The sequence below is a fragment of the Providencia sp. 6390 genome (genome assembly GCF_058148425.1).
In genome coordinates this window covers 406,002-425,161 of sequence record NZ_JBYVYL010000002.1, presented here as the reverse complement: position 1 = coordinate 425,161, position 19,160 = coordinate 406,002, and the positions used below count along the sequence as shown (strand labels likewise).

At 41.6% G+C, this 19,160-nt stretch carries 12 protein-coding genes and 7 tRNA genes; 4 read left to right on the top strand and 15 right to left on the bottom strand.

Features of this window, described 5'->3' with window-relative positions; all coding sequences use genetic code 11:
• Positions 1 to 72: 72 nt before the first annotated feature.
• Entirely contained in the window at positions 73 to 1,503 is a 1,431-nt protein-coding gene (gene miaB / locus AC3Z9T_RS07175) for a tRNA (N6-isopentenyl adenosine(37)-C2)-methylthiotransferase MiaB (RefSeq protein ID WP_490125505.1), read from the bottom strand.
• A 394-nt stretch (positions 1,504 to 1,897) separates the two neighbouring features.
• Here miaB and ubiF point away from each other — a divergent pair, with 394 nt between their 5' ends.
• Positions 1,898 to 3,085, top strand: a complete 1,188-nt coding sequence (ubiF, locus tag AC3Z9T_RS07170) for a 3-demethoxyubiquinol 3-hydroxylase (protein WP_490125504.1) — start codon at positions 1,898 to 1,900, stop codon at positions 3,083 to 3,085.
• A 99-nt stretch (positions 3,086 to 3,184) separates the two neighbouring features.
• On the opposite strand, the gene AC3Z9T_RS07165 is transcribed toward ubiF, so the two are convergent.
• The 11 genes from AC3Z9T_RS07165 to nagB all read right to left on the bottom strand — a co-directional run bounded on the left by AC3Z9T_RS07165 (position 3,185) and on the right by nagB (position 9,321).
• A complete protein-coding gene (locus AC3Z9T_RS07165; protein WP_490125558.1) occupies positions 3,185 to 4,525 on the bottom strand; it encodes a dicarboxylate/amino acid:cation symporter in 1,341 nt (446 codons plus the stop codon).
• Between the two features lie 520 nt (positions 4,526 to 5,045).
• Positions 5,046 to 5,120: transfer RNA gene (locus AC3Z9T_RS07160), tRNA-Gln, on the bottom strand.
• Positions 5,121 to 5,151: 31 nt separating this feature from the next.
• Positions 5,152 to 5,236: transfer RNA gene (locus AC3Z9T_RS07155), tRNA-Leu, on the bottom strand.
• A gap of 6 nt (positions 5,237 to 5,242) precedes the next feature.
• A tRNA-Met gene (locus tag AC3Z9T_RS07150) sits at positions 5,243 to 5,319 on the bottom strand.
• Between the two features lie 69 nt (positions 5,320 to 5,388).
• Positions 5,389 to 5,463, bottom strand: a tRNA-Gln gene (locus AC3Z9T_RS07145).
• 34 nt (positions 5,464 to 5,497) lie between these two features.
• Positions 5,498 to 5,572, bottom strand: a tRNA-Gln gene (locus AC3Z9T_RS07140).
• Between the two features lie 28 nt (positions 5,573 to 5,600).
• A tRNA-Leu gene (locus AC3Z9T_RS07135) sits at positions 5,601 to 5,685 on the bottom strand.
• A 5-nt stretch (positions 5,686 to 5,690) separates the two neighbouring features.
• Positions 5,691 to 5,767, bottom strand: a tRNA-Met gene (locus AC3Z9T_RS07130).
• A 271-nt stretch (positions 5,768 to 6,038) separates the two neighbouring features.
• Positions 6,039 to 7,262, bottom strand: coding sequence for a DNA-binding transcriptional regulator NagC (nagC, locus tag AC3Z9T_RS07125; protein ID WP_490125503.1), 1,224 nt, complete (start codon positions 7,260 to 7,262; stop codon positions 6,039 to 6,041).
• An 11-nt stretch (positions 7,263 to 7,273) separates the two neighbouring features.
• A complete protein-coding gene (gene nagA / locus AC3Z9T_RS07120) occupies positions 7,274 to 8,437 on the bottom strand; it encodes an N-acetylglucosamine-6-phosphate deacetylase (RefSeq protein WP_490125502.1) in 1,164 nt (387 codons plus the stop codon).
• 77 nt (positions 8,438 to 8,514) lie between these two features.
• Entirely contained in the window at positions 8,515 to 9,321 is an 807-nt protein-coding gene (gene nagB / locus AC3Z9T_RS07115; RefSeq protein WP_490125501.1) for a glucosamine-6-phosphate deaminase, read from the bottom strand.
• Between the two features lie 452 nt (positions 9,322 to 9,773).
• On the opposite strand from nagB, the gene nagE reads away from it, so the two are divergent.
• On the top strand, positions 9,774 to 11,801 hold the full coding sequence (gene nagE, locus AC3Z9T_RS07110) for an N-acetylglucosamine-specific PTS transporter subunit IIBC (protein ID WP_490125500.1): 2,028 nt from the start codon (positions 9,774 to 9,776) through the stop codon (positions 11,799 to 11,801).
• 553 nt (positions 11,802 to 12,354) lie between these two features.
• Here nagE and AC3Z9T_RS07105 read toward each other — a convergent pair.
• Both AC3Z9T_RS07105 and AC3Z9T_RS07100 read right to left on the bottom strand, forming a co-directional pair.
• Positions 12,355 to 13,479 (bottom strand): porin, encoded by a 1,125-nt coding sequence (locus AC3Z9T_RS07105; protein WP_490125499.1) that lies wholly within the window; start codon positions 13,477 to 13,479, stop codon positions 12,355 to 12,357.
• 511 nt (positions 13,480 to 13,990) lie between these two features.
• Positions 13,991 to 15,160 (bottom strand): acetyltransferase domain-containing protein, encoded by a 1,170-nt coding sequence (locus tag AC3Z9T_RS07100; protein ID WP_490125498.1) that lies wholly within the window; start codon positions 15,158 to 15,160, stop codon positions 13,991 to 13,993.
• A gap of 601 nt (positions 15,161 to 15,761) precedes the next feature.
• Between AC3Z9T_RS07100 and AC3Z9T_RS07095 the strand changes: the two genes are divergently transcribed.
• Both AC3Z9T_RS07095 and glnS read left to right on the top strand, forming a co-directional pair.
• Positions 15,762 to 16,577, top strand: coding sequence for a sulfite exporter TauE/SafE family protein (locus tag AC3Z9T_RS07095; RefSeq protein ID WP_490125497.1), 816 nt, complete (start codon positions 15,762 to 15,764; stop codon positions 16,575 to 16,577).
• 287 nt (positions 16,578 to 16,864) lie between these two features.
• Positions 16,865 to 18,532, top strand: a complete 1,668-nt coding sequence (glnS, locus tag AC3Z9T_RS07090) for a glutamine--tRNA ligase (RefSeq protein ID WP_490125496.1) — start codon at positions 16,865 to 16,867, stop codon at positions 18,530 to 18,532.
• A gap of 187 nt (positions 18,533 to 18,719) precedes the next feature.
• On the opposite strand, the gene AC3Z9T_RS07085 is transcribed toward glnS, so the two are convergent.
• A complete protein-coding gene (locus AC3Z9T_RS07085) occupies positions 18,720 to 19,115 on the bottom strand; it encodes a DUF5329 family protein (RefSeq protein WP_490125495.1) in 396 nt (131 codons plus the stop codon).
• Between the last annotated feature and the right edge of the window lie 45 nt (positions 19,116 to 19,160).

Genomic DNA, 19,160 nt, shown 5'->3' with positions numbered 1-19,160 from the left:
CTGCGGGCTCTAGAAAGATCTCTTGTGTTGCGATTTGCAACGGTTTTTTATCGGTCACTGAGTATCCTATCGTTAGGGTTGGTAACGACCAACGCCAAGCTCATCTTCTTTACGTGTACGTGCAATGACGGAAGCTGGCGATTCGTGAACACGTAAGCCCATTTGGTCTTCTGTGCGGATCACTTTACCGCGTAGAGAGTTGGCATAAACATCAACCACCTCAACATCAACAAACTTACCAATCATGTCAGGTGAACCTTCAAAGTTCACAACACGGTTATTTTCGGTACGACCAGAAAGCTCCATAACGTTTTTACGTGAAGGGCCTTCCACTAAAATACGTTGTACCGTTCCCAACATAGCACGACTAAAGCTCATTGCTTGCTGGTTAATGCGCTGTTGTAGCAGGTAAAGACGCTGCTTTTTCTCATCTTCGCTAACATCATCAGGTAAATCAGCGGCTGGTGTGCCCGGGCGAGCTGAATAGACAAAACTAAAGCTCATATCAAAATCAACATCAGCGATAAGCTTCATGGTGTTTTCGAAGTCTTCATTGGTTTCACCGGGGAAGCCAACAATGAAATCAGAGCTAATAAGAATACCTGGGCGAGCTTTACGTAATTTACGAATAATCGCTTTGTACTCAAGTGCGGTATGAGCACGTTTCATAAGGGTTAAAATGCGGTCGGAACCACTCTGTACTGGCAAGTGTAAGTAGCTGACTAACTCAGGTGTATCCTCATAAACTTCAATAATATCATCGGTAAATTCAATTGGATGGCTGGTAGTGAAGCGAACACGATCAATGCCATCAATGGCCGCAACCAGACGTAACAATTCTGCAAATGAACAGATTTCACCATCAAAGGTTGCGCCGCGGTATGCATTCACGTTTTGACCCAGCAGGTTGACTTCACGTACCCCTTGGGCGGCTAATTGAGCGATTTCAAATAGGATATCATCGCATGGTCGGCTGACTTCTTCACCGCGGGTGTAGGGAACGACGCAGAATGTGCAGTATTTGTTACAGCCTTCCATAATGGAAACGAAAGCCGTTGGACCTTCTGCTCTTGGCTCAGGCAAACGGTCAAACTTTTCAATTTCAGGGAAGCTAATGTCAATAACAGGGCTGCGTGTGCCTTTTACCTGATTAATCATTTCAGGTAGGCGATGTAATGTTTGTGGACCGAAGACAATGTCAACACTTGGTGCACGCTGGCGGATAAAATCACCTTCTTGAGATGCCACACAGCCACCAACACCGATAATGATATCGGGATTGCTATCCTTGAAAAACTTCCAACGGCCTAATTGATGGAAAACTTTTTCTTGAGCTTTTTCGCGGATTGAACAAGTATTCAGGAGTAGCACATCAGCTTCTTCTGGGATTTCAGTGATCTGATAACCATGGGTGCTTTCTAACAATGATGCCATTTTAGATGAGTCATACTCATTCATCTGGCAGCCCCAAGTTTTAATGTATAACTTTTTATTCGTCGACATGTCTATATCCGGTGTTTTCGAAGTGGCTTAGTATAATGGACTTCAAAACACATTGTATACTCGTTGTAATCCAAACCGTTGTGTTGTGCGTAGCGGCTCGAATTATGTTGTGTATAAATCCAAAGTCCTATCTTGTTTTGGGAAGGCGCACGCATTTTTGATCACAAGCAGCACACTATGAGATGAAAAATGTCAAAATAACCTAAATTATAGATGAGTAGGCTATGTGGTACGCGGCCTCAAAGACAGGCTATCGCCCATTATTTTAAAGATTACCCCGTATTGTATTCAATTGAAGCATCAGTGACCAGTGTCTCAGGCTGAGATATTCCCTGCTAGTGTAACAATTTTTCGGTACACTACGTAAATCAAACAGTTAATAGTAGCTAATGTAATGAATAAACTAACAGAAAATTATGATGTTGTCGTGGTTGGTGCAGGAATGACTGGCGCGGCAGCGGCACTAGGGTTTGCTCAAGAAGGAATGCGTGTTGCATTACTTGAAAAAGCAGAACCGGTAGCTTTTGATGCTAATAGTGCTCCCGATGTTCGTATTTCAGCCATTAGTCGTTCATCTGTTGAGCTGCTTAAACAACTAGGTGCCTGGCAACATGTTGAAGCTATGCGTTGCGTGCCTTATCGACAGCTTGAAACATGGGAAGAGCAGGGGAGTAATGTCTTGTTTGATGCCCATGATTTAGGCTTACCAGAACTGGGTTATATGGTCGAAAATCGTGTTTTACAATTGGCGTTATGGCAAGAGTGCCAGAAATATCCAAATTTAGAACGCATTTATCCAGCGCAATTGGCTCATCTTTATCTGCCGAGTGGTCAAAAAGAGTGGCGAGTTTCATTGGATGATGGGCGTGAGCTACAAACTAAATTGGTGATAGGGGCTGATGGGGCAAATTCTCAAGTACGTAAGTTGGTAGGTATTGGTAGCCGTGGTTGGCAGTATCGCCAATCTTGCATGTTAATCACGATCCAAACGTCCGAGCCACAACAAGATAAAACATGGCAGCAATTTTTCCCATCTGGGCCGAGAGCGTTCTTACCTCTTTATGATAATTGGGCCTCATTGGTGTGGTATGACAGCCCAGCGAAAATTCGTCGGTTACAATCAATGTCGATGGAACAATTGACAGGGGCGATTACAGAGGCCTTTCCTGAGCGGTTAGGTGCAGTTAAAGCGATCGCTTGTGGCGCTTTCCCTCTGACACGGCATCATGCTAATCGCTATGTAATTGATGGTTTAGCGTTAGTCGGAGATGCCGCTCACACCATTAACCCTCTAGCTGGGCAGGGAGTTAATTTAGGCTATCGCGATGTCGACAGCTTGTTAAAAGTGATTACCCATGCAAAAGAGTATCTAGAGCCTTGGCATTCGTTAGAGGTACTTAAACGTTATCAGCGCCGACGTTTGCCTGATAATTTAGTGATGCAGGCGGGGATGGATGTGTTTTATATGGCGTTTAGCGAACAATTGCCAGGGTTGAAGATGTTAAGAAATCTAGGGTTAATAGCTGCTCAACGTGCTGGTGAAGCAAAGAAACTTGCATTGAAGTATGCTTTGGGGCTTTAATGTTGACTCGCTCTAAATGCGATATTTTTGCGAGTGAATTCAAAATAATAAAAAGGCCGCTGATGATAATTGCGGCCTTTTTACTCACTATAATTTCAATTATTTATCTTTTGCTACATCAACTGCTTCTGCATGATGAGCAGGAACATCAAAGTTCTCTTCTGTGATAATCGAATCGATACTTTCACCTTTTGCTGCGAATGCTGCTGCAAGTTTCTCGGTATCTAATTCTTTTTCCCAACGCGCAACAACGATACAAGCACATGCGTTACCAACTAAGTTTGTTAAGGCTCGGCATTCGGACATGAAGCGGTCAATACCTAAAATCAATGCCATACCTGCAACTGGGATACTCGGAACGACCATCAAGGTTGCTGCTAGGGTGATAAAGCCTGCTCCAGTGACGCCCGCAGCTCCTTTAGAACTGATCATAGCAACTAATAACAGTGATATTTGTTCCCAAATAGTCAATTCGATATTGGTCGCTTGCGCAATAAACAGCGCAGCCATTGTCATGTAGATATTGGTGCCATCTAGGTTAAATGAGTAACCTGTTGGAATAACCAACCCAACGACAGATTTTTCACATCCTGCATGCTCCATTTTTCTCATTAAGCTAGGCAGTGCAGCTTCAGAGGATGAGGTTCCTAGTACTAACCACAGTTCATCTTTAATGTATTTGATCAGCTGAATAATTGAGAAACCATTATATTTTGCAACAGCGCCTAGTACGAGTAACACGAAAAGCAGGGCAGTGATATAGAACGTCAGTATAAGCATCATCAAGTTACCGATTGATGAGATACCATATTTACCAATAGTAAATGCCATAGCCCCGAACGCACCGATAGGCGCAAGTTTCATCAGCATGGCAACCATTTTGAAAACGGGTTCTGAGAAGTTTTGCAGCAGTTTAACAATGGGTTCACCATGTTTACCTGTTGCTGCTAATGCCAAACCGAAAATGACGGCAATAAATAACACCTGAAGGATATTACCGTTAACGAGCGGGCTAATAACTGTGTCAGGGATAATGTTCATTAGGAAGCCAACGATCGACGATTCGTGAGCTTTTGCGACATACCCAGCGACTTTAGCGCTATCTAAGGTTGCAGGATCAATGTTTAAACCATCACCTGGGCGTATGACATTGGCGACGATAAGGCCAATAATTAGAGCAACAGTTGAGAAGGTAATAAAGTAGAGCATCGCCTTTCCTGCGACGCTACCTACAGCCTTCATATTACTCATACCAGAGATACCCGTTACAACTGTTAAGAAAATAACAGGGGCAATGATCATTTTAACGATTTTGATGAATGCATCACCTAGTGGTTTTAATGATTCACCTATGTCAGGAAAAAAGTGGCCAAGTGCAATACCTAGCACGATAGCGACGATAACTTGTACATAGAGGATTTTATAAAGTGGTTGTTTAATCATGTTTCGCATAAGTTTTCTCTGTAAAAACATTGCATCACTGCAATTTATAATTATTAGGTTTTGAGAACTTTTTTATTAGAGATGATGGGTTGGATTATGTTTGACTCATGGCGGAAGGCAGATAGTTCCTGAATGCCATTATCGGATATAACCAAAATCTAGGCGCAGATTATCACTATTAGTCGTTATTAAAAAATGATTAAAGTCACATAATTGATATAGAAAATAATTAAAAGTAAAAATATTGTGCGACTTGTTGGTTTTTAATACTCAAATATCATTTAAAGCCTGATTAATCGCTCTTTAGGCTATTACAATGATAGGGAAAAGCGATAGTGAATTAGGGGTTATTTGCGAGTTAATTGAGAAAAATCTCAATAGAACTTAATTATTGAAGTGAAATAAAGAAAAGTACTGTTTTTACTTATTTTTCATTGATTCATAAGCAAAAAAACCACCCTTCATTAAAGGATGGCTTTTGATTTATAGCTGTTATTGAAACAACTATATAAAAATATGGCTGGGGTACCAGGATTCGAACCTGGGGATGCCAGGATCAAAACCTGGTGCCTTACCGCTTGGCGATACCCCAATTTAAAAATTTTTCTATCCAAAAGGATAAATGGTGCGGGAGACAAGACTTGAACTTGCACACCTTGCGGCGCCAGAACCTAAATCTGGTGCGTCTACCAATTTCGCCACTCCCGCAAATAATGGTGGCTATGACGGGATTCGAACCTGTGACCCCAACATTATGAGTGTTGTGCTCTAACCAGCTGAGCTACATAGCCTTTATACAGTAAAACTGCTTATTTGAAAATCACTGTATGGGATTTTTTGACAACCCTAGAGAGGAGAAATGGCTGGGGTACCAGGATTCGAACCTGGGAATGCCAGGATCAAAACCTGGTGCCTTACCGCTTGGCGATACCCCATCCGAGGGTGTCTCTAAATTTGTTAAATTTAAGATGGCTGGGGTACCAGGATTCGAACCTGGGGATGCCAGGATCAAAACCTGGTGCCTTACCGCTTGGCGATACCCCAATCTTAAATTTTTTACCGAGAAGGAAAATGGTGCGGGAGACAAGACTTGAACTTGCACACCTTGCGGCGCCAGAACCTAAATCTGGTGCGTCTACCAATTTCGCCACTCCCGCAAACATGGTGGCTATGACGGGATTCGAACCTGTGACCCCAACATTATGAGTGTTGTGCTCTAACCAGCTGAGCTACATAGCCATCTTTTTGCATTACCTTCATCGGCGTTGCGGGGCGCATTATGCTAATTACAGCTGAGACAGTCAACAGCTTTTTTCACTATTTTTGTGAAAATGCGTCCGTTTGTTTGATGAATAATCATTTTGTCGATAAAGTCAGCAAAAAACAAGTCGCTAATCCAAAAAACTGTGAGCTATCACAGTACATTGATTGTTTTTATTACTATTTAGGGTTGGGAAATAAAAGCAAAAAACCGAGCTAATCAACTCGGTTTTTTTGAGTAAAAACGAGATCAATTATCAAGCAATTTTTGTAATAGTTCACCGTTGAGCATGGCGCGTTTTGTTAGCGCAAAAGCACCAATAGCTGAATTATGCACCAGTTGTGATGTGACAACGGGGAGGTTCTCACGAAAACCTTTTAAGGCCTGAGTATCAATGCAGCTTTGAATGGCCGGTAGGAGTATTTGTTCTGCTTCTGTGATATCACCTGCAATCACCACTTTTTCAGGGTTAAATAAGTTGATAGAAATCGCGATAGCTTTACCAATTTGGCGGCCAACATGTTGGATCACTTCGGTGGCGAGTGGGTCATTTTTATTGGCTGCTTGGCAAATATGTTGGATAGAACACTGTTCAGGAGTTAGTGAGCTACTAAATCCTTGTTCTAAGCGTTGTTTAACACGGTTTTCAATGGCTTGATTTGAGGCGATAGTTTCTAAGCAACCGAAGTTACCGCAATGGCACAAATCGCCGAGTGGATCGACTTGAATATGACCAATTTCACCAAGGTTGCCTCGGTGATTTAATAGGATTTCATTATTGATCACTAAACCAGCTCCTGCACCTCGATGAATGCGCACTAATAGCGAATCTTCACAATCTCTTGTCGCGCCAAAGTAGTTTTCGGCGAGGGCTAAGCTGCGAATATCATGGCCTACATAACAGGTAATTTTAAAATGGGCTTGTAAGTTATCGATCAGGTGCCAATTATCCACTTTGATATGTGGCATATAGTGAACGATACCATTATGTGGGTTTACGAGACCCGGTAAGATCACTGAAATGGCAATCAGTTCTTTTATCCGTCGCTGATTTAGGGCTATGAAGTCTTCGATGGCTTCGATCAGCTTTTTCTCAACCGCTTGCTGAGACGGTTCTGAGATAGGGTAATGGGCGTCAATGAGCTGTTTGCCACTGAGATCATAAAGCGCAACAGTGGCATCATAACGACCTAAACGAACGCCTATAGTGTGAAAGTTTTTGTATTCTGAAACTATCGATATCGCACGTCGGCCCCCAGTGGAGGCCTGTTGGTCAACTTCTTTGATTAAGCCGCGTTCGAGTAGCTGACGAGTAATTTTAGTCACACTTGCGGGGGCAAGTTGGCTTTGTTCCGCTATCTGAATGCGTGATATTGGGCCTTGTTGATCGATTAGGCTATATACCACTGCACCGTTGAGTTGTTTCACCAGATCAATATTACCAATTTGTTTTAGCGAGTGACTATGGTTCATCAGCTATATACTCATTTTTTGTAGACTTCCTCCCCGTTGACATAAGTTGAGAGGATCTGGAAGTCGTGGTTAAACGCAGTCAAGTTTGCAACTTTACCCGGTGCGATTGAACCCAATTGAGATTCAACGCCGATTGCTCTTGCCGGATACAACGTCGCCATTCTTAATGTTTCATCTAGAGCAATACCGACATGCTCTACTGTATTTTTAACTGCTTCAATCATTGTTAGTGATGATCCGCTGAGTGTTCCGTTCTCATCAACACACAATCCATCACGGTAGTATATGGTTTTGCCTGCAAAGATAAAATGATCCATTTCACCAGTTTGAGGATCAATTCCAGCCGGTGCTGTAGCGTCCGTAACTAAAACTAATTTATCACCTTTCAAGTGTTTGCTGTTACGAATATTTGCCCATTGGACATGAAGTCCATCTGCAATGATACCTGCATACACTTCTGGAGTATCGTAAATAGCACCGACTAACCCCGGCCCTCTACCTGAGATATAAGGCATCGCATTAAATAAATGCGTAGAAAAGCGAATACCTGCTTTAAAGCCAAGGCGTGCTTCTTCATAAGTGGAATTTGAGTGGCCTGCAGAAACCACAATACCTGCATTAGTCAATTGATGGATATAGGATTCATCGACCATTTCAGGGGCTAATGTCACTTTAGTGATCGCATCGGCATGTGCGGCTAAGTAATCCATCATTTCAGCAGATGGCTTACGGATAAATTCAGGGTTATGAGTCCCTTTCTTAATGATATTGATATAAGGGCCTTCTAAATGCAGTCCAAGCGCTTGGTTGCGGTGAGTTTTCAGATACTCACCCATTACTTCAACGCCATGTTTCATTAATTCGTCTGAGCAGGTAATCAATGTTGGAAGGTAACTCGTGCAGCCAGTACGCTCGTTGGCTTTTTGCATTATCTCCAGATGTTCCAATGTTACATTTTCTTTATTGTCATTGAATTGGACACCACCACAGCCATTGACTTGCAGATCAATAAAGCCGGGAGAAAGAATAGCACCTTGTAAATCATGCTGTTTGATACTAGCAGGGAGGTCTGCTAATGGGCAGATATCTTTAATTAGCTCGCCGTCAATAATAACCGCATGGTTATCTAATCTTTCATGGCCTGTATAAATAATACAATTGGTTAATGCGTACATAGTCTTTGGCTCCTGACTTCTGGAGAAATAAAACATAGGGTCACCGACTTGCTTTCACAAGTCGGGTGATCGAATGATTACTGGTTAAACTTTTCGATAATGTCAGATTCTAACTGGCTGAAATATTTAAGTGTTTTTACTTTCAACTCAAGTGTTGCAGGTTCATCACAGACGATTAAAGCTTTTTGATGCATTTGCACACAGCTCACTGTCCATAAATGGTTAACAGAACCTTCAACAGCAGCTTGAACTGCATTGGATTTATTTGCGCCTGTTGCTAATACCATTAACTCTTCAGCGTCCATTAAAGTTGCAACGCCAACTGTTAGTGCAAATTTAGGCACTTGGTTAACATCGTTGTTAAAGAAGCGTGAGTTAGCGATACGTGTTTCTGGTGTTAAGGTTTTAATGCGAGTGCGGGAACTAAGTGATGACCCTGGCTCGTTAAAGGCGATATGGCCATCATTGCCAACGCCACCCATGAACAGGTTAATTTTACCGTAAGATTTGATTTTGTCTTCGTAACGCTGACATTCAGCATCCACATCAGGTGCATTACCATTCAGTAGGTTGATATTTTCTTTTTGAATATCGACATGATTGAAGAAATTGTCATGCATAAAGGTGTGGTAGCTTTGAGGATGATCTTCTGGGATGCCTACATATTCATCCATATTGAAAGTCACCACGTGTTTAAAGCTAACTTTGCCAGCCTGATACAATGCAATCAGTGCTTTGTAGGTTGCAAGCGGGGTACCGCCCGTTGGTAAGCCTAAAACGAAAGGGCGTTCAGCTGTAGGTTTGAACGCATTGATTTTGTCTGCGATGTATTGAGCAGACCAAATCCCAACGTCTTGAGCATTTTTTAGCGGGAGAAGCCTCATGATACTTTACCTCTAGTGAAAGTCTGTTAATTCTGTGAAATTTAAAATCTCTCTCCACTCAGCTAGTTTAAGTGACATGGCGTTATGGTAAGCAAGCGATCTCAGCCTGTGACTTTACTATTTGGAGAGTGGTACCCTCTTTTTTCCTGATATTTTTTCATTAACTATAGGTTATTTTAGGGCGTACCGATTCTCTATTAGTGGTACATTGAAATCCAGTAGATAAGTTATTTTTAATCATAAAATAAGTTTTCAATAATAGCCACTAATTTAGCCTCCCTACTAAAGTTATCATTGACATTTATCACAAATCACACCTATTTATTTTGTATCGCGAAAAAATTAATCTAGACTATGAAATTGCTACGCTCAATCACCTAAACTATTATCTAGGTGTATGAACTATAAGATCCCGTAAATGGGGCAATAACTGGGCTATAAAGGGGGAGTTTGTGAATATTCTTAGCTACTTACAGCGGATCGGTAGGGCACTGATGGTGCCTGTGGCAGTATTGCCTGCCGCCGCAATCCTTATGGGGATTGGTTATTGGATTGACCCAGATGGTTGGGGCGCCAATAGTGCAATCGCGGCTTTACTGATCAAATCAGGCGCAGCAATTATTGATAATATGTCTGTGCTGTTTGCTATCGGTGTTGCCTATGGGATGTCGAAAGATAAAGATGGTGCTGCGGCATTAACCGGTTTTGTTGGTTTCCTTGTTGTGACAACACTGTGTTCGCCAGCATCTTATTCGATGATTATGAATGTTCCGCTTGAAAGTGTTCCTGCGGCATTTAACAAAATCAATAACCAGTTTGTGGGTATCCTTGTCGGTGTACTCTCTGCTGAACTATATAACCGTTATAGCGGTGTTGAATTACCTAAAGCATTATCCTTCTTCAGTGGTCGTCGCCTTGTGCCGATCCTGACCTCTTTCCTAATGATTTTCCTTGCATTCATTCTGATGTATGTGTGGCCATTAGTTTATAATGGATTAGTTTCATTCGGTGAAAGTATCAAAGATTTAGGTTCAGTCGGAGCGGGTATCTACGCCTTCTTTAACCGTTTATTGATCCCTGTTGGCCTACACCATGCTCTGAACTCTGTGTTCTGGTTTGACGTTGCAGGTATTAACGATATTCCTAACTTCCTTGGCGGCGCCAAATCAATCGAAGAAGGCTTGGCAATTCCAGGTATCACTGGTCGTTACCAAGCAGGTTTCTTCCCTATCATGATGTTTGGTTTACCGGGTGCTGCGTTAGCTATCTACCATTGTGCACGTCCTGAAAATAAAGCTAAAGTTGCTGGTATTATGCTTGCTGGTGCTTTTGCTGCATTCTTTACTGGTATCACTGAACCGCTTGAATTCTCATTCATGTTTGTGGCACCGGTACTGTATGTTATCCATGCGTTGTTAACGGGTATTTCAGTATTTATTGCAGCGTCAATGGAGTGGATTTCAGGTTTTGGCTTCAGTGCTGGTTTAGTCGATATGTTACTGCAATCACGTAATCCACTGGCGTTACATTGGTGGATGCTGATTGTTCAAGGTCTGGTGTTCTTCTGTATCTACTATGTAATTTTCCGTTTCATGATCCGCAAATTCAATCTGTTGACCCCAGGTCGTGAAGTGAGCGCAGGTGATGAAACTATCGATGGCTACGATGAAAACTTGAGCCCAGCAGATAGCACTGATAGTGAAATTCAAAAAGAAGCTCGTCAATATGTTTCTGCGGTAGGTGGTAGCGATAATATTACAGGTATTGATGCTTGTATCACTCGTCTACGTTTAAGCGTTAAAGATGCAGCGATTGTTAACGATGCGATGGCTAAACGTCTTGGTGCATCAGGGGTTATCCGCCTGAATAAACAAAGCGTGCAAGTTATTGTCGGTACACGTGCTGAATTAGTGGCATCGGCTATGAAAGATGTTATTGCTAAAGGCCCAATTGCAGGCACTGCACCAACGGCTGCACCTGAAACGGCAAAAGCGAGTGAACCCGCAAAAGCCAAAGGTGAAACTGTTTTGTCTTTAGTGGCACCAGTGAGCGGTGAAGTTTTCTCTCTTGATGATGTTCCTGATGAGGCATTCTCAAGTCGTATTGTTGGCGATGGTATTGCTATCAAACCAACCAGTGATGAGGTGTTAGCACCTGCATCAGGTACGGTGGTGAAAATTTTCGAAACTAACCATGCATTCTGCTTAGAAACGGATAATGGCGTTGAGTTAATTGTCCATATGGGCATCGACACTGTTGCATTGAAAGGTGAAGGTTGCGCACGTTTAGTGGAAGAAGGTAGCGAAGTGAAAGCGGGGACACCTATTCTGAAACTGGATCTGGCTTTCTTAGAAGCTAATGCAAAATCTATGATCAGTCCAGTCATTATCAGCAATATTGATGATTTTGCAGGCGTTGAAATTTTAGCGAAAGGTAATGTGATTGGTGGTGAAACAGTCATTTATAATGTGCTGAAATAATCAAACAAACTGATTAAATTATTGAGAAAACAGAGGGAGGCCATTGTGCCTCCCTTTAACTATTAATAAAGCACGATAAAAGCGTAGTTTTCTTTATTTAAGCCTATACCTCAAGCCGCATATAGTTGAGTAAGAGACGATTATGGTTGAAAAAGGTCAGAGTAGATAAGATAGGGTATGGAGAGGGGGGGATTGCCATTTACAATCAGGCAAAATAGGGTGTTATTACTCAGTAGTGTGAGGCCTCAAACACTATACAGCTTTGGCATAAGAAACGAAAATGGGGGCAATCGAATGAGAGGCAGCAATAACGGCGAACGCCCATGGGGCAGGTGCCACAGGCGAGTATCTACCATTCGTCAACGTGATTGTTATTGATGAAGATATTTCATCCGTCATTATTGAAAGAAAAATAATATTATTTATTCTTTGCAAGAAGCCCGTTTAATATATAACTATATGACCTCATTGGTTCTTCTTTTCTATCATTAAGCAAACAGAACTGTAAAAAAGTGGGATATTTATCCCTCCTTTTTGCCCATTTTAAATTAAGTTAGAAATGGTAAATCAGACCTAAGCCTATTACATTGTCGGTATTAATGCCGTATTTTTTAGTAAAGTCATTATTTTTTAGTAAGTTGATTTTATAGTCAACAACCGCTGATATATTTTTATTAAAGTAGTAAAAGGAACCTACCGAAATATATTTAACTAGATCTTGGTTATTGTAACCGTTACCTAAGTTTTTACCTTTAGATTGGCTATAACCGATAGAGGGTTTCAGATCAAAGTCAAACAAGTACTGAGCAACTAATTCAATGTTTTCAGTTTTGTTAGCAACCAAGCCTAGATCACCGTAGCGAGATGTATTCAGTGTTTGGCCATACATTACAGCTAAATAAATGTTATTATTATTAAATTTACCACCCACGTTCCACGATTGGGCCCGTTTACCTGTTGCACTACGGTACACATCTCCATTACGTATAATAGAGTAATCTTTTTGGTTTGGGGTACGGGAAGAGTTAGAATAAGCCCCACCTAATGTAACACCCCAACCTAAATCATAAGCAGCAGAAAAACCATAGCCGTCACCATTGTCTTTAGCCATGCTTGCACTAGATTTGTTATTATCGCCATTTTTACCTTGATATTGTAGAGCAAACTTCAAACCATCAATATAACCAAATGCGTTGCTATTACGGTAAGTTAGTAAATTACGATTACGGCTAGTCATGAAATTGTCAGCTTGAGCCATGGTGTCTGCCCCCCATAGAGGGAATACGTCTGTCCATGCGTTAGTATCATAGAGCACGCCGTAATTACGGCCATAATCAATTGACCCCAAATTAGCAAGTTTCAAACCCGCATATGCTAAACGGTTTTTATTTTCAGGAGAATTCTCAGACTTATTTGTCTTAGTTTCCCATTCAAAACGACCAAAGCCAGTCACTTGCTCAGTAATTTGTGTGTCACCTCTAAGACCTAAACGAACGCGAGAATCATCACCATCTTCACTATTTTTGCCTTTATCAGTAGGTGCAAAGTGGTGACGAACATCAACCTTACCGTAAATATCTAATTTATTACCGTCTCTATTATATACTTCAGTGGCATTGGCTGTACCTCCTGCGAATAAAGCAGAAATTATTAATGTCAAAATATTGCGTATCATCATTAAAACCTCATTTATACCAAAGATTTTCTTTTTAAAACTTATTGAGCCTATGATTTTTTATTTGTCACAAACCTTTTTAATACCTCTTCTACGTTATATAGATCGGTATTCGGAAATTCGGTTTTGAACTTCTGCAATATAGAGGCAATCGCGCTAGTGGAATTCAGTGCATTAAATGCCAACCGCAGAGTATCAGGCTCGTAGAACCGGACAAGTGAGAAAGAATATTTCTTCAGTCTCTATGTGGGGAAACCATCAGTGCTTTGATTTTTGGATAACGCGCGTCGACTTCTTTGATTGTTCCGCGGCACTGATCTGTTCGGAATATTATGGGATAAGTTGTAGCTGAGCTGGATTTCCAGCTCTTTGTTCCACTGGCTGACGGTTGATTTTGATTTATTCAGGCGTTGGCTCGTCAGTAGAGAACGGTCACTTTGCGCTGTGACGGAGAGAGTGATTAAGAGCTTTTGGCACAGATGCGGGACATAATTTTGCATAGTAGCCTCATTGCTTAAAAATACTTCAGCCAGCGCAAATCTTTACGTCTGGCTTTGAAAGAGCTGAATCGTTTAACGATCGGATAGAGTAAAACCAGCAGTAGCAGTGTCATTACCCAAACGGAAGAAAAATGGTTAAAGCCGTAGTAGTCACCCTGGTTAAGCCCCCAGATATGCACGGCGATCAGATAGAGTAGCTTCAAGACATACAGGTGCAAGATGTAATAAAACATTGGCGCACTACCGAAGGTGACGAGTGGCTGAATAGCGCGATTGTGCTGCTTTTTTTCCAATAAGTTCAGTAGTAGTAGACCAACTCCTAGCGTTAGCAGAATGAATAATAGAGACGGCGGATATTTCGTGATATTGAGAAAACTCATTAGTGTCTGTAGAGGTGTATCGTGCGATGACCATGGCTTATCGCCATAGACGTTGAGCAAGCGTAGTGCCATGAACCCAGCAAGCATACCCAGCCCCCAAGTTTGCAATGTGTTGATACGCTTAGTTGGTGAAACCTGTGGGCTAAACCAGTGGCCGGCCAAGTATCCCAGGACTATCACACCAAGCCATGGCAATAACGGGTAAGAGACTCTAGCGCGCAGCGTCTCACTAATCTCAATCCAGCCACGATCGTGCAGTATTGTCCACAGCGCATAAAACGGGTGCTCTGGTGCCAAATGTAGGTTATCCAGTAGGTTGTGCCCAGCAATCAGTATGACACCAAGAGCAAACAAGACTTTGCGCGGTAGCCACAGCGCTAGCGATAAAAAGATCATTGATAAGCCGATAACCCAGATCACTTGTAAAAATTGACGTTCTGGTGGAAAGGTAAAGGTCCAAGCAAAGTTAATCACAGTGAGCTCGAGCAAAATCAGAAACAACCCGCGGGTTAGTAGAAACTTGCTTGTCTCAATTCTGCTATTTTGCTGCTTATTACCATAAAGCCAGGCGGAAAGCCCAGTGAGAAATACGAAGATAGGGGCGCAAAAGTGTGCCAGCAGGCGGCTGAAAAAAAGATCTGGCGGCGTTTCGGTAATCACCATGGGATCGGGGACCTGTTGATGTAAATAGAATGTCTCTCTGACGTGATCGATCAGCATAATCATCATGACGATCCCACGCATTGCATCTATAGAATAGAGTCTCTGGTTTATTTTCTGTTCAGTGTTAGGGATAACCTTCATTCGTTTTACTCATCAAAGTTGTGGTCTTTTTTTATTTCTAAACGATGAATGTTAAATACCGGCTAAACCAGCAGCGTAAAAGCTAATTAAATAAGAACCAATTATGATTGAAAAAGCGAGAGCAGATGGACATGATGAAGATTATAAGTTACCTATAAATAGAACGATTATGTTGAGATACTCATGCCAAAAGCGTAATTATGTTCAAGCATTAAATTAGCAGCTTCCTTTAGAACATATTTTTGTGGCCGGAAGTATTTCATATTGGCATCTGACTTTTAAAGATAAATAGATCCCTTTATCAAAATGCTTGTTACGTCCGCAGATAACAATTTTAGTGGAAAGATATTTAAAAAATGACTTTAAAAATATTTAATAAAAAAGATAAAACTAATTATTTTGAATTAAAAGAGTGGCGAGTAAAAGGGCAAAGAGAAATTACCTAGATTACGCATGATCGAAGGAAAAAGGATTCAATTAACTGAAGATGGGAAGCTATAAAAAAGTTGGCGAAATCTCAAAGTAGGTTGTCAGGAATGCGTAAGTCAGTGGCTGTTCTCCTCGGTAAGATAACATCACAATAACAAATGGAGATATACCTATGACTTTATTACTGTGTCTTTTCGGCTTCATGTCTGGGATCACAACGGCGCTATTTGGGTTTGGTGGTGGCTTTATTACGGTTCCTTTGCTGTATGCATTAATTAGTTTGGTATGGGGGCCACAAAGTGAAGCAAATGATGTGGCAATGCAAATTGCCGTGGCGACATCAACGTGTGTGATGATTTTTTCAGCATCAGTATCTAGCCGAGCGCACTACCTCAAAGGAAACTTAAATTGGTCAATTATTCGCCCTTTTATTATTCCAATTTCATTGGGCGGGATCCTCGGTGCGTTTGTTGCACTGTCGGTAGACAGTGGATGGATACGCTGGGTATTTATTACTTACCTTATTATCACTATTTTGGATTGCTTTATTCGTCCCGGTTTTATGAAAACTGATTCGAATGGTATCCAACCTTCGAGAGGTGGTTTATTTGCTGATACTCCCATTGGTGTGGTGATTGGTGCCGTCGCCGCATTTCTTGGTGTTGGTGGTAGTGTGATGACGGTTCCCTTAATGCGCAGACGTGGTGCGAGTATGATCCAAGCAGCGGCATTTGCCAATCCGTTAACCTTACCAATGGCGATTACGGGAACTTTAACGTACTTTTATTTTGCGCTAACTAAGCATATTGAGCTAGGAAGTGGCTTTATTGGCATGATCTATATTAAAGGTGCATTAATCTTAATTGCGACATCATGGTTAGGGATCCGCTTTGCAGGTTTATTAATGCCTTATTTAAGTGATAAACGCCATGCGCAAAGCTATCCAATCTTACTGTTAGTGGTGCTATGTGTCATGTTAGCGGTGTAATATAGCGATTGTATCTCAATGTAAAATGCTATTATCGTAAAACTTCGTCTTTTAGCTTATAACCAAATATATACTCTAAATAATTCAAGGTGCAGTTAGGCGATAAGCGAATGAGTTGCTAGGGAGCATACACAAGTATGTGGTATGTGACTAGTGCGAGTGAGCGAAGTCAACAACACTGCAACTTGAAGTATGACGAGTATATACGATCAAACGGTTGTTTCTTGACAGATTATGGTAGAATATAACTTGCTATTACGCGCTTTTGGCATTGAGGAATAATGACAATGAATGAGGCAGAAACTCGCCCAACAAATTTTATCCGTCAGATCATCGATGAAGATCTGGCGAGTGGGAAACACACTTCGGTGCAAACTCGTTTCCCACCTGAACCGAATGGCTATTTACATATTGGCCATGCGAAATCGATTTGCTTGAACTTTGGGATCGCACAGGACTATCAAGGTCAGTGTAACTTACGTTTTGATGACACTAACCCAGTTAAAGAAGACGTTGAGTATGTAAATTCCATTCAAGAAGACGTGCAGTGGCTCGGTTTCCAATGGAGCGGTAAAGTTCATTACTCTTCTGACTATTTCGATACTTTGTATCAATACGCCATTGAGCTGATCAACAAAGGTTTAGCTTATGTTGATGAACTGAGCGCAGAACAGATCCGTGAATACCGTGGTACCTTAAAAGAGCCGGGTAAAAACAGCCCATATCGTGATCGCAGTGTTGAAGAAAACTTAACGCTGTTTGAGAAAATGCGTGCTGGAGGCTTTGAAGAAGGTAAAGCTTGCCTACGTGCAAAAATTGATATGGCATCACCTTTTATTGTTATGCGTGATCCGGTTCTATATCGTATTAAATTTGCAGAGCATCACCAGTCTGGCAATAAATGGTGTATTTACCCAATGTATGACTTCACGCATTGCATTTCCGATGCGCTAGAAGGTATTACACACTCATTATGTACATTAGAGTTCCAAGATAACCGTCGCTTATATGACTGGGTACTTGATAACATTACGATTGATTGCCATCCGCGTCAGTACGAATTTTCACGCTTAAACCTTGAATACACTGTGATGTCAAAGCGTAAGCTGAACCAACTGGTGACTGATAAACTGGTGGAAGGTTGGGATGATCCACGTATGCCAACTATTTCAGGCTTGCGTCGTCGTGGTTATACCGCGGCATCCATTCGTGAATTCTGTCAGCGCATTGGTGTGACTAAACAAGATAACAATGTTGAAATGGCATCGTTAGAGTCTTGTATTCGTGATGATCTGAATGAAAATGCACCTCGTGCGATGGCCGTTATTGATCCTGTTCGTCTAGTGATTGAAAACATGCCTGCGGGTGAAGAGATCTTAACCGCGCCTAATCATCCGAACAAACCAGAAATGGGCACACGTAAAGTCCCATTTAGCAACGAGTTATACATTGATCGTGCTGATTTCCGTGAGGAAGCTAACCGTCAATATAAGCGTTTGGTATTAGGTAAAGAAGTTCGCCTGCGTAATGCATACATTATTAAAGCAGAGCGTGTGGAAAAAGATGCAGAAGGTAACATTACGACCATTTATTGCACCTATGATCCGCAAACATTGAATAAAGACCCAGCTGATGGGCGCAAAGTGAAAGGGGTTATTCATTGGGTAAGCGCAGCTCATGCACTACCTGCTGAAATCCGCTTATACGATCGCCTGTTTACGGTAGCAAATCCAGCCGCGGAGGATGATTTTGTCTCAGTGATCAACCCTGAGTCGCTTGTTATTCGCCATGGTTTTGTGGAACCAAGTTTACGTGATGCTGCAACGGATAAGCCATATCAGTTTGAGCGTGAAGGCTATTTCTGTGCTGATAATCGTTTAAGCAGCGCAGATAAGTTGGTGTTTAACCGTACCGTAGGGTTGCGCGATACGTGGGCTAAAATAGAAGCTCAGTAATTTCCTCGTCATACTTCGCACCACATCGTTGTTGGCTGCGCTCAGCTAGCCGCCTAGATGTAGCACGAATTATTTAGAGGAAATTCGGCGGTGACTACCTAATTGTAGAGTTATAAGTAAAATAGCTTGTCGAAAAAATCTTAGGCCCTTAACTGAGTCTAAGATTTTTTTATGGTAGCCACATAAATTAAGGTGCTTGTGGATCAACCTTTTCGTTTAACAAATCATGTAGATAATTGTTGGCAGAAGTGACTTTGCCTTGCCCATCTCTGACTTGATACTCTTCACCAGTAATCGATGATTTTGAAGCGACATTATCGATAAACTGCTCAGCGGTTTTTAAACGTTTTTGTGTTTTACTCAGTTTTAAGCGCAAATGTGATTCTGCGTCGGCAGCGCTGTATTCAGAACCGTTACGAATAAACGTGAGATTTTGCTGTTTACCGAGCTCAGTGAGTAAAGCTTCTGTACGGGTTTGCTCTTCGGAGCTGAGAGCAAATGTTTGAGCGCTAATAAATAAACCTAACAATAATATGACAGTAGCTGTAATGTGCTTAACTAATTGAGATAAACGGGTTTGCAAGGCTTTCTCTCCTCAAATCGAAGTTAAGTAAGTATAAAGCCTACT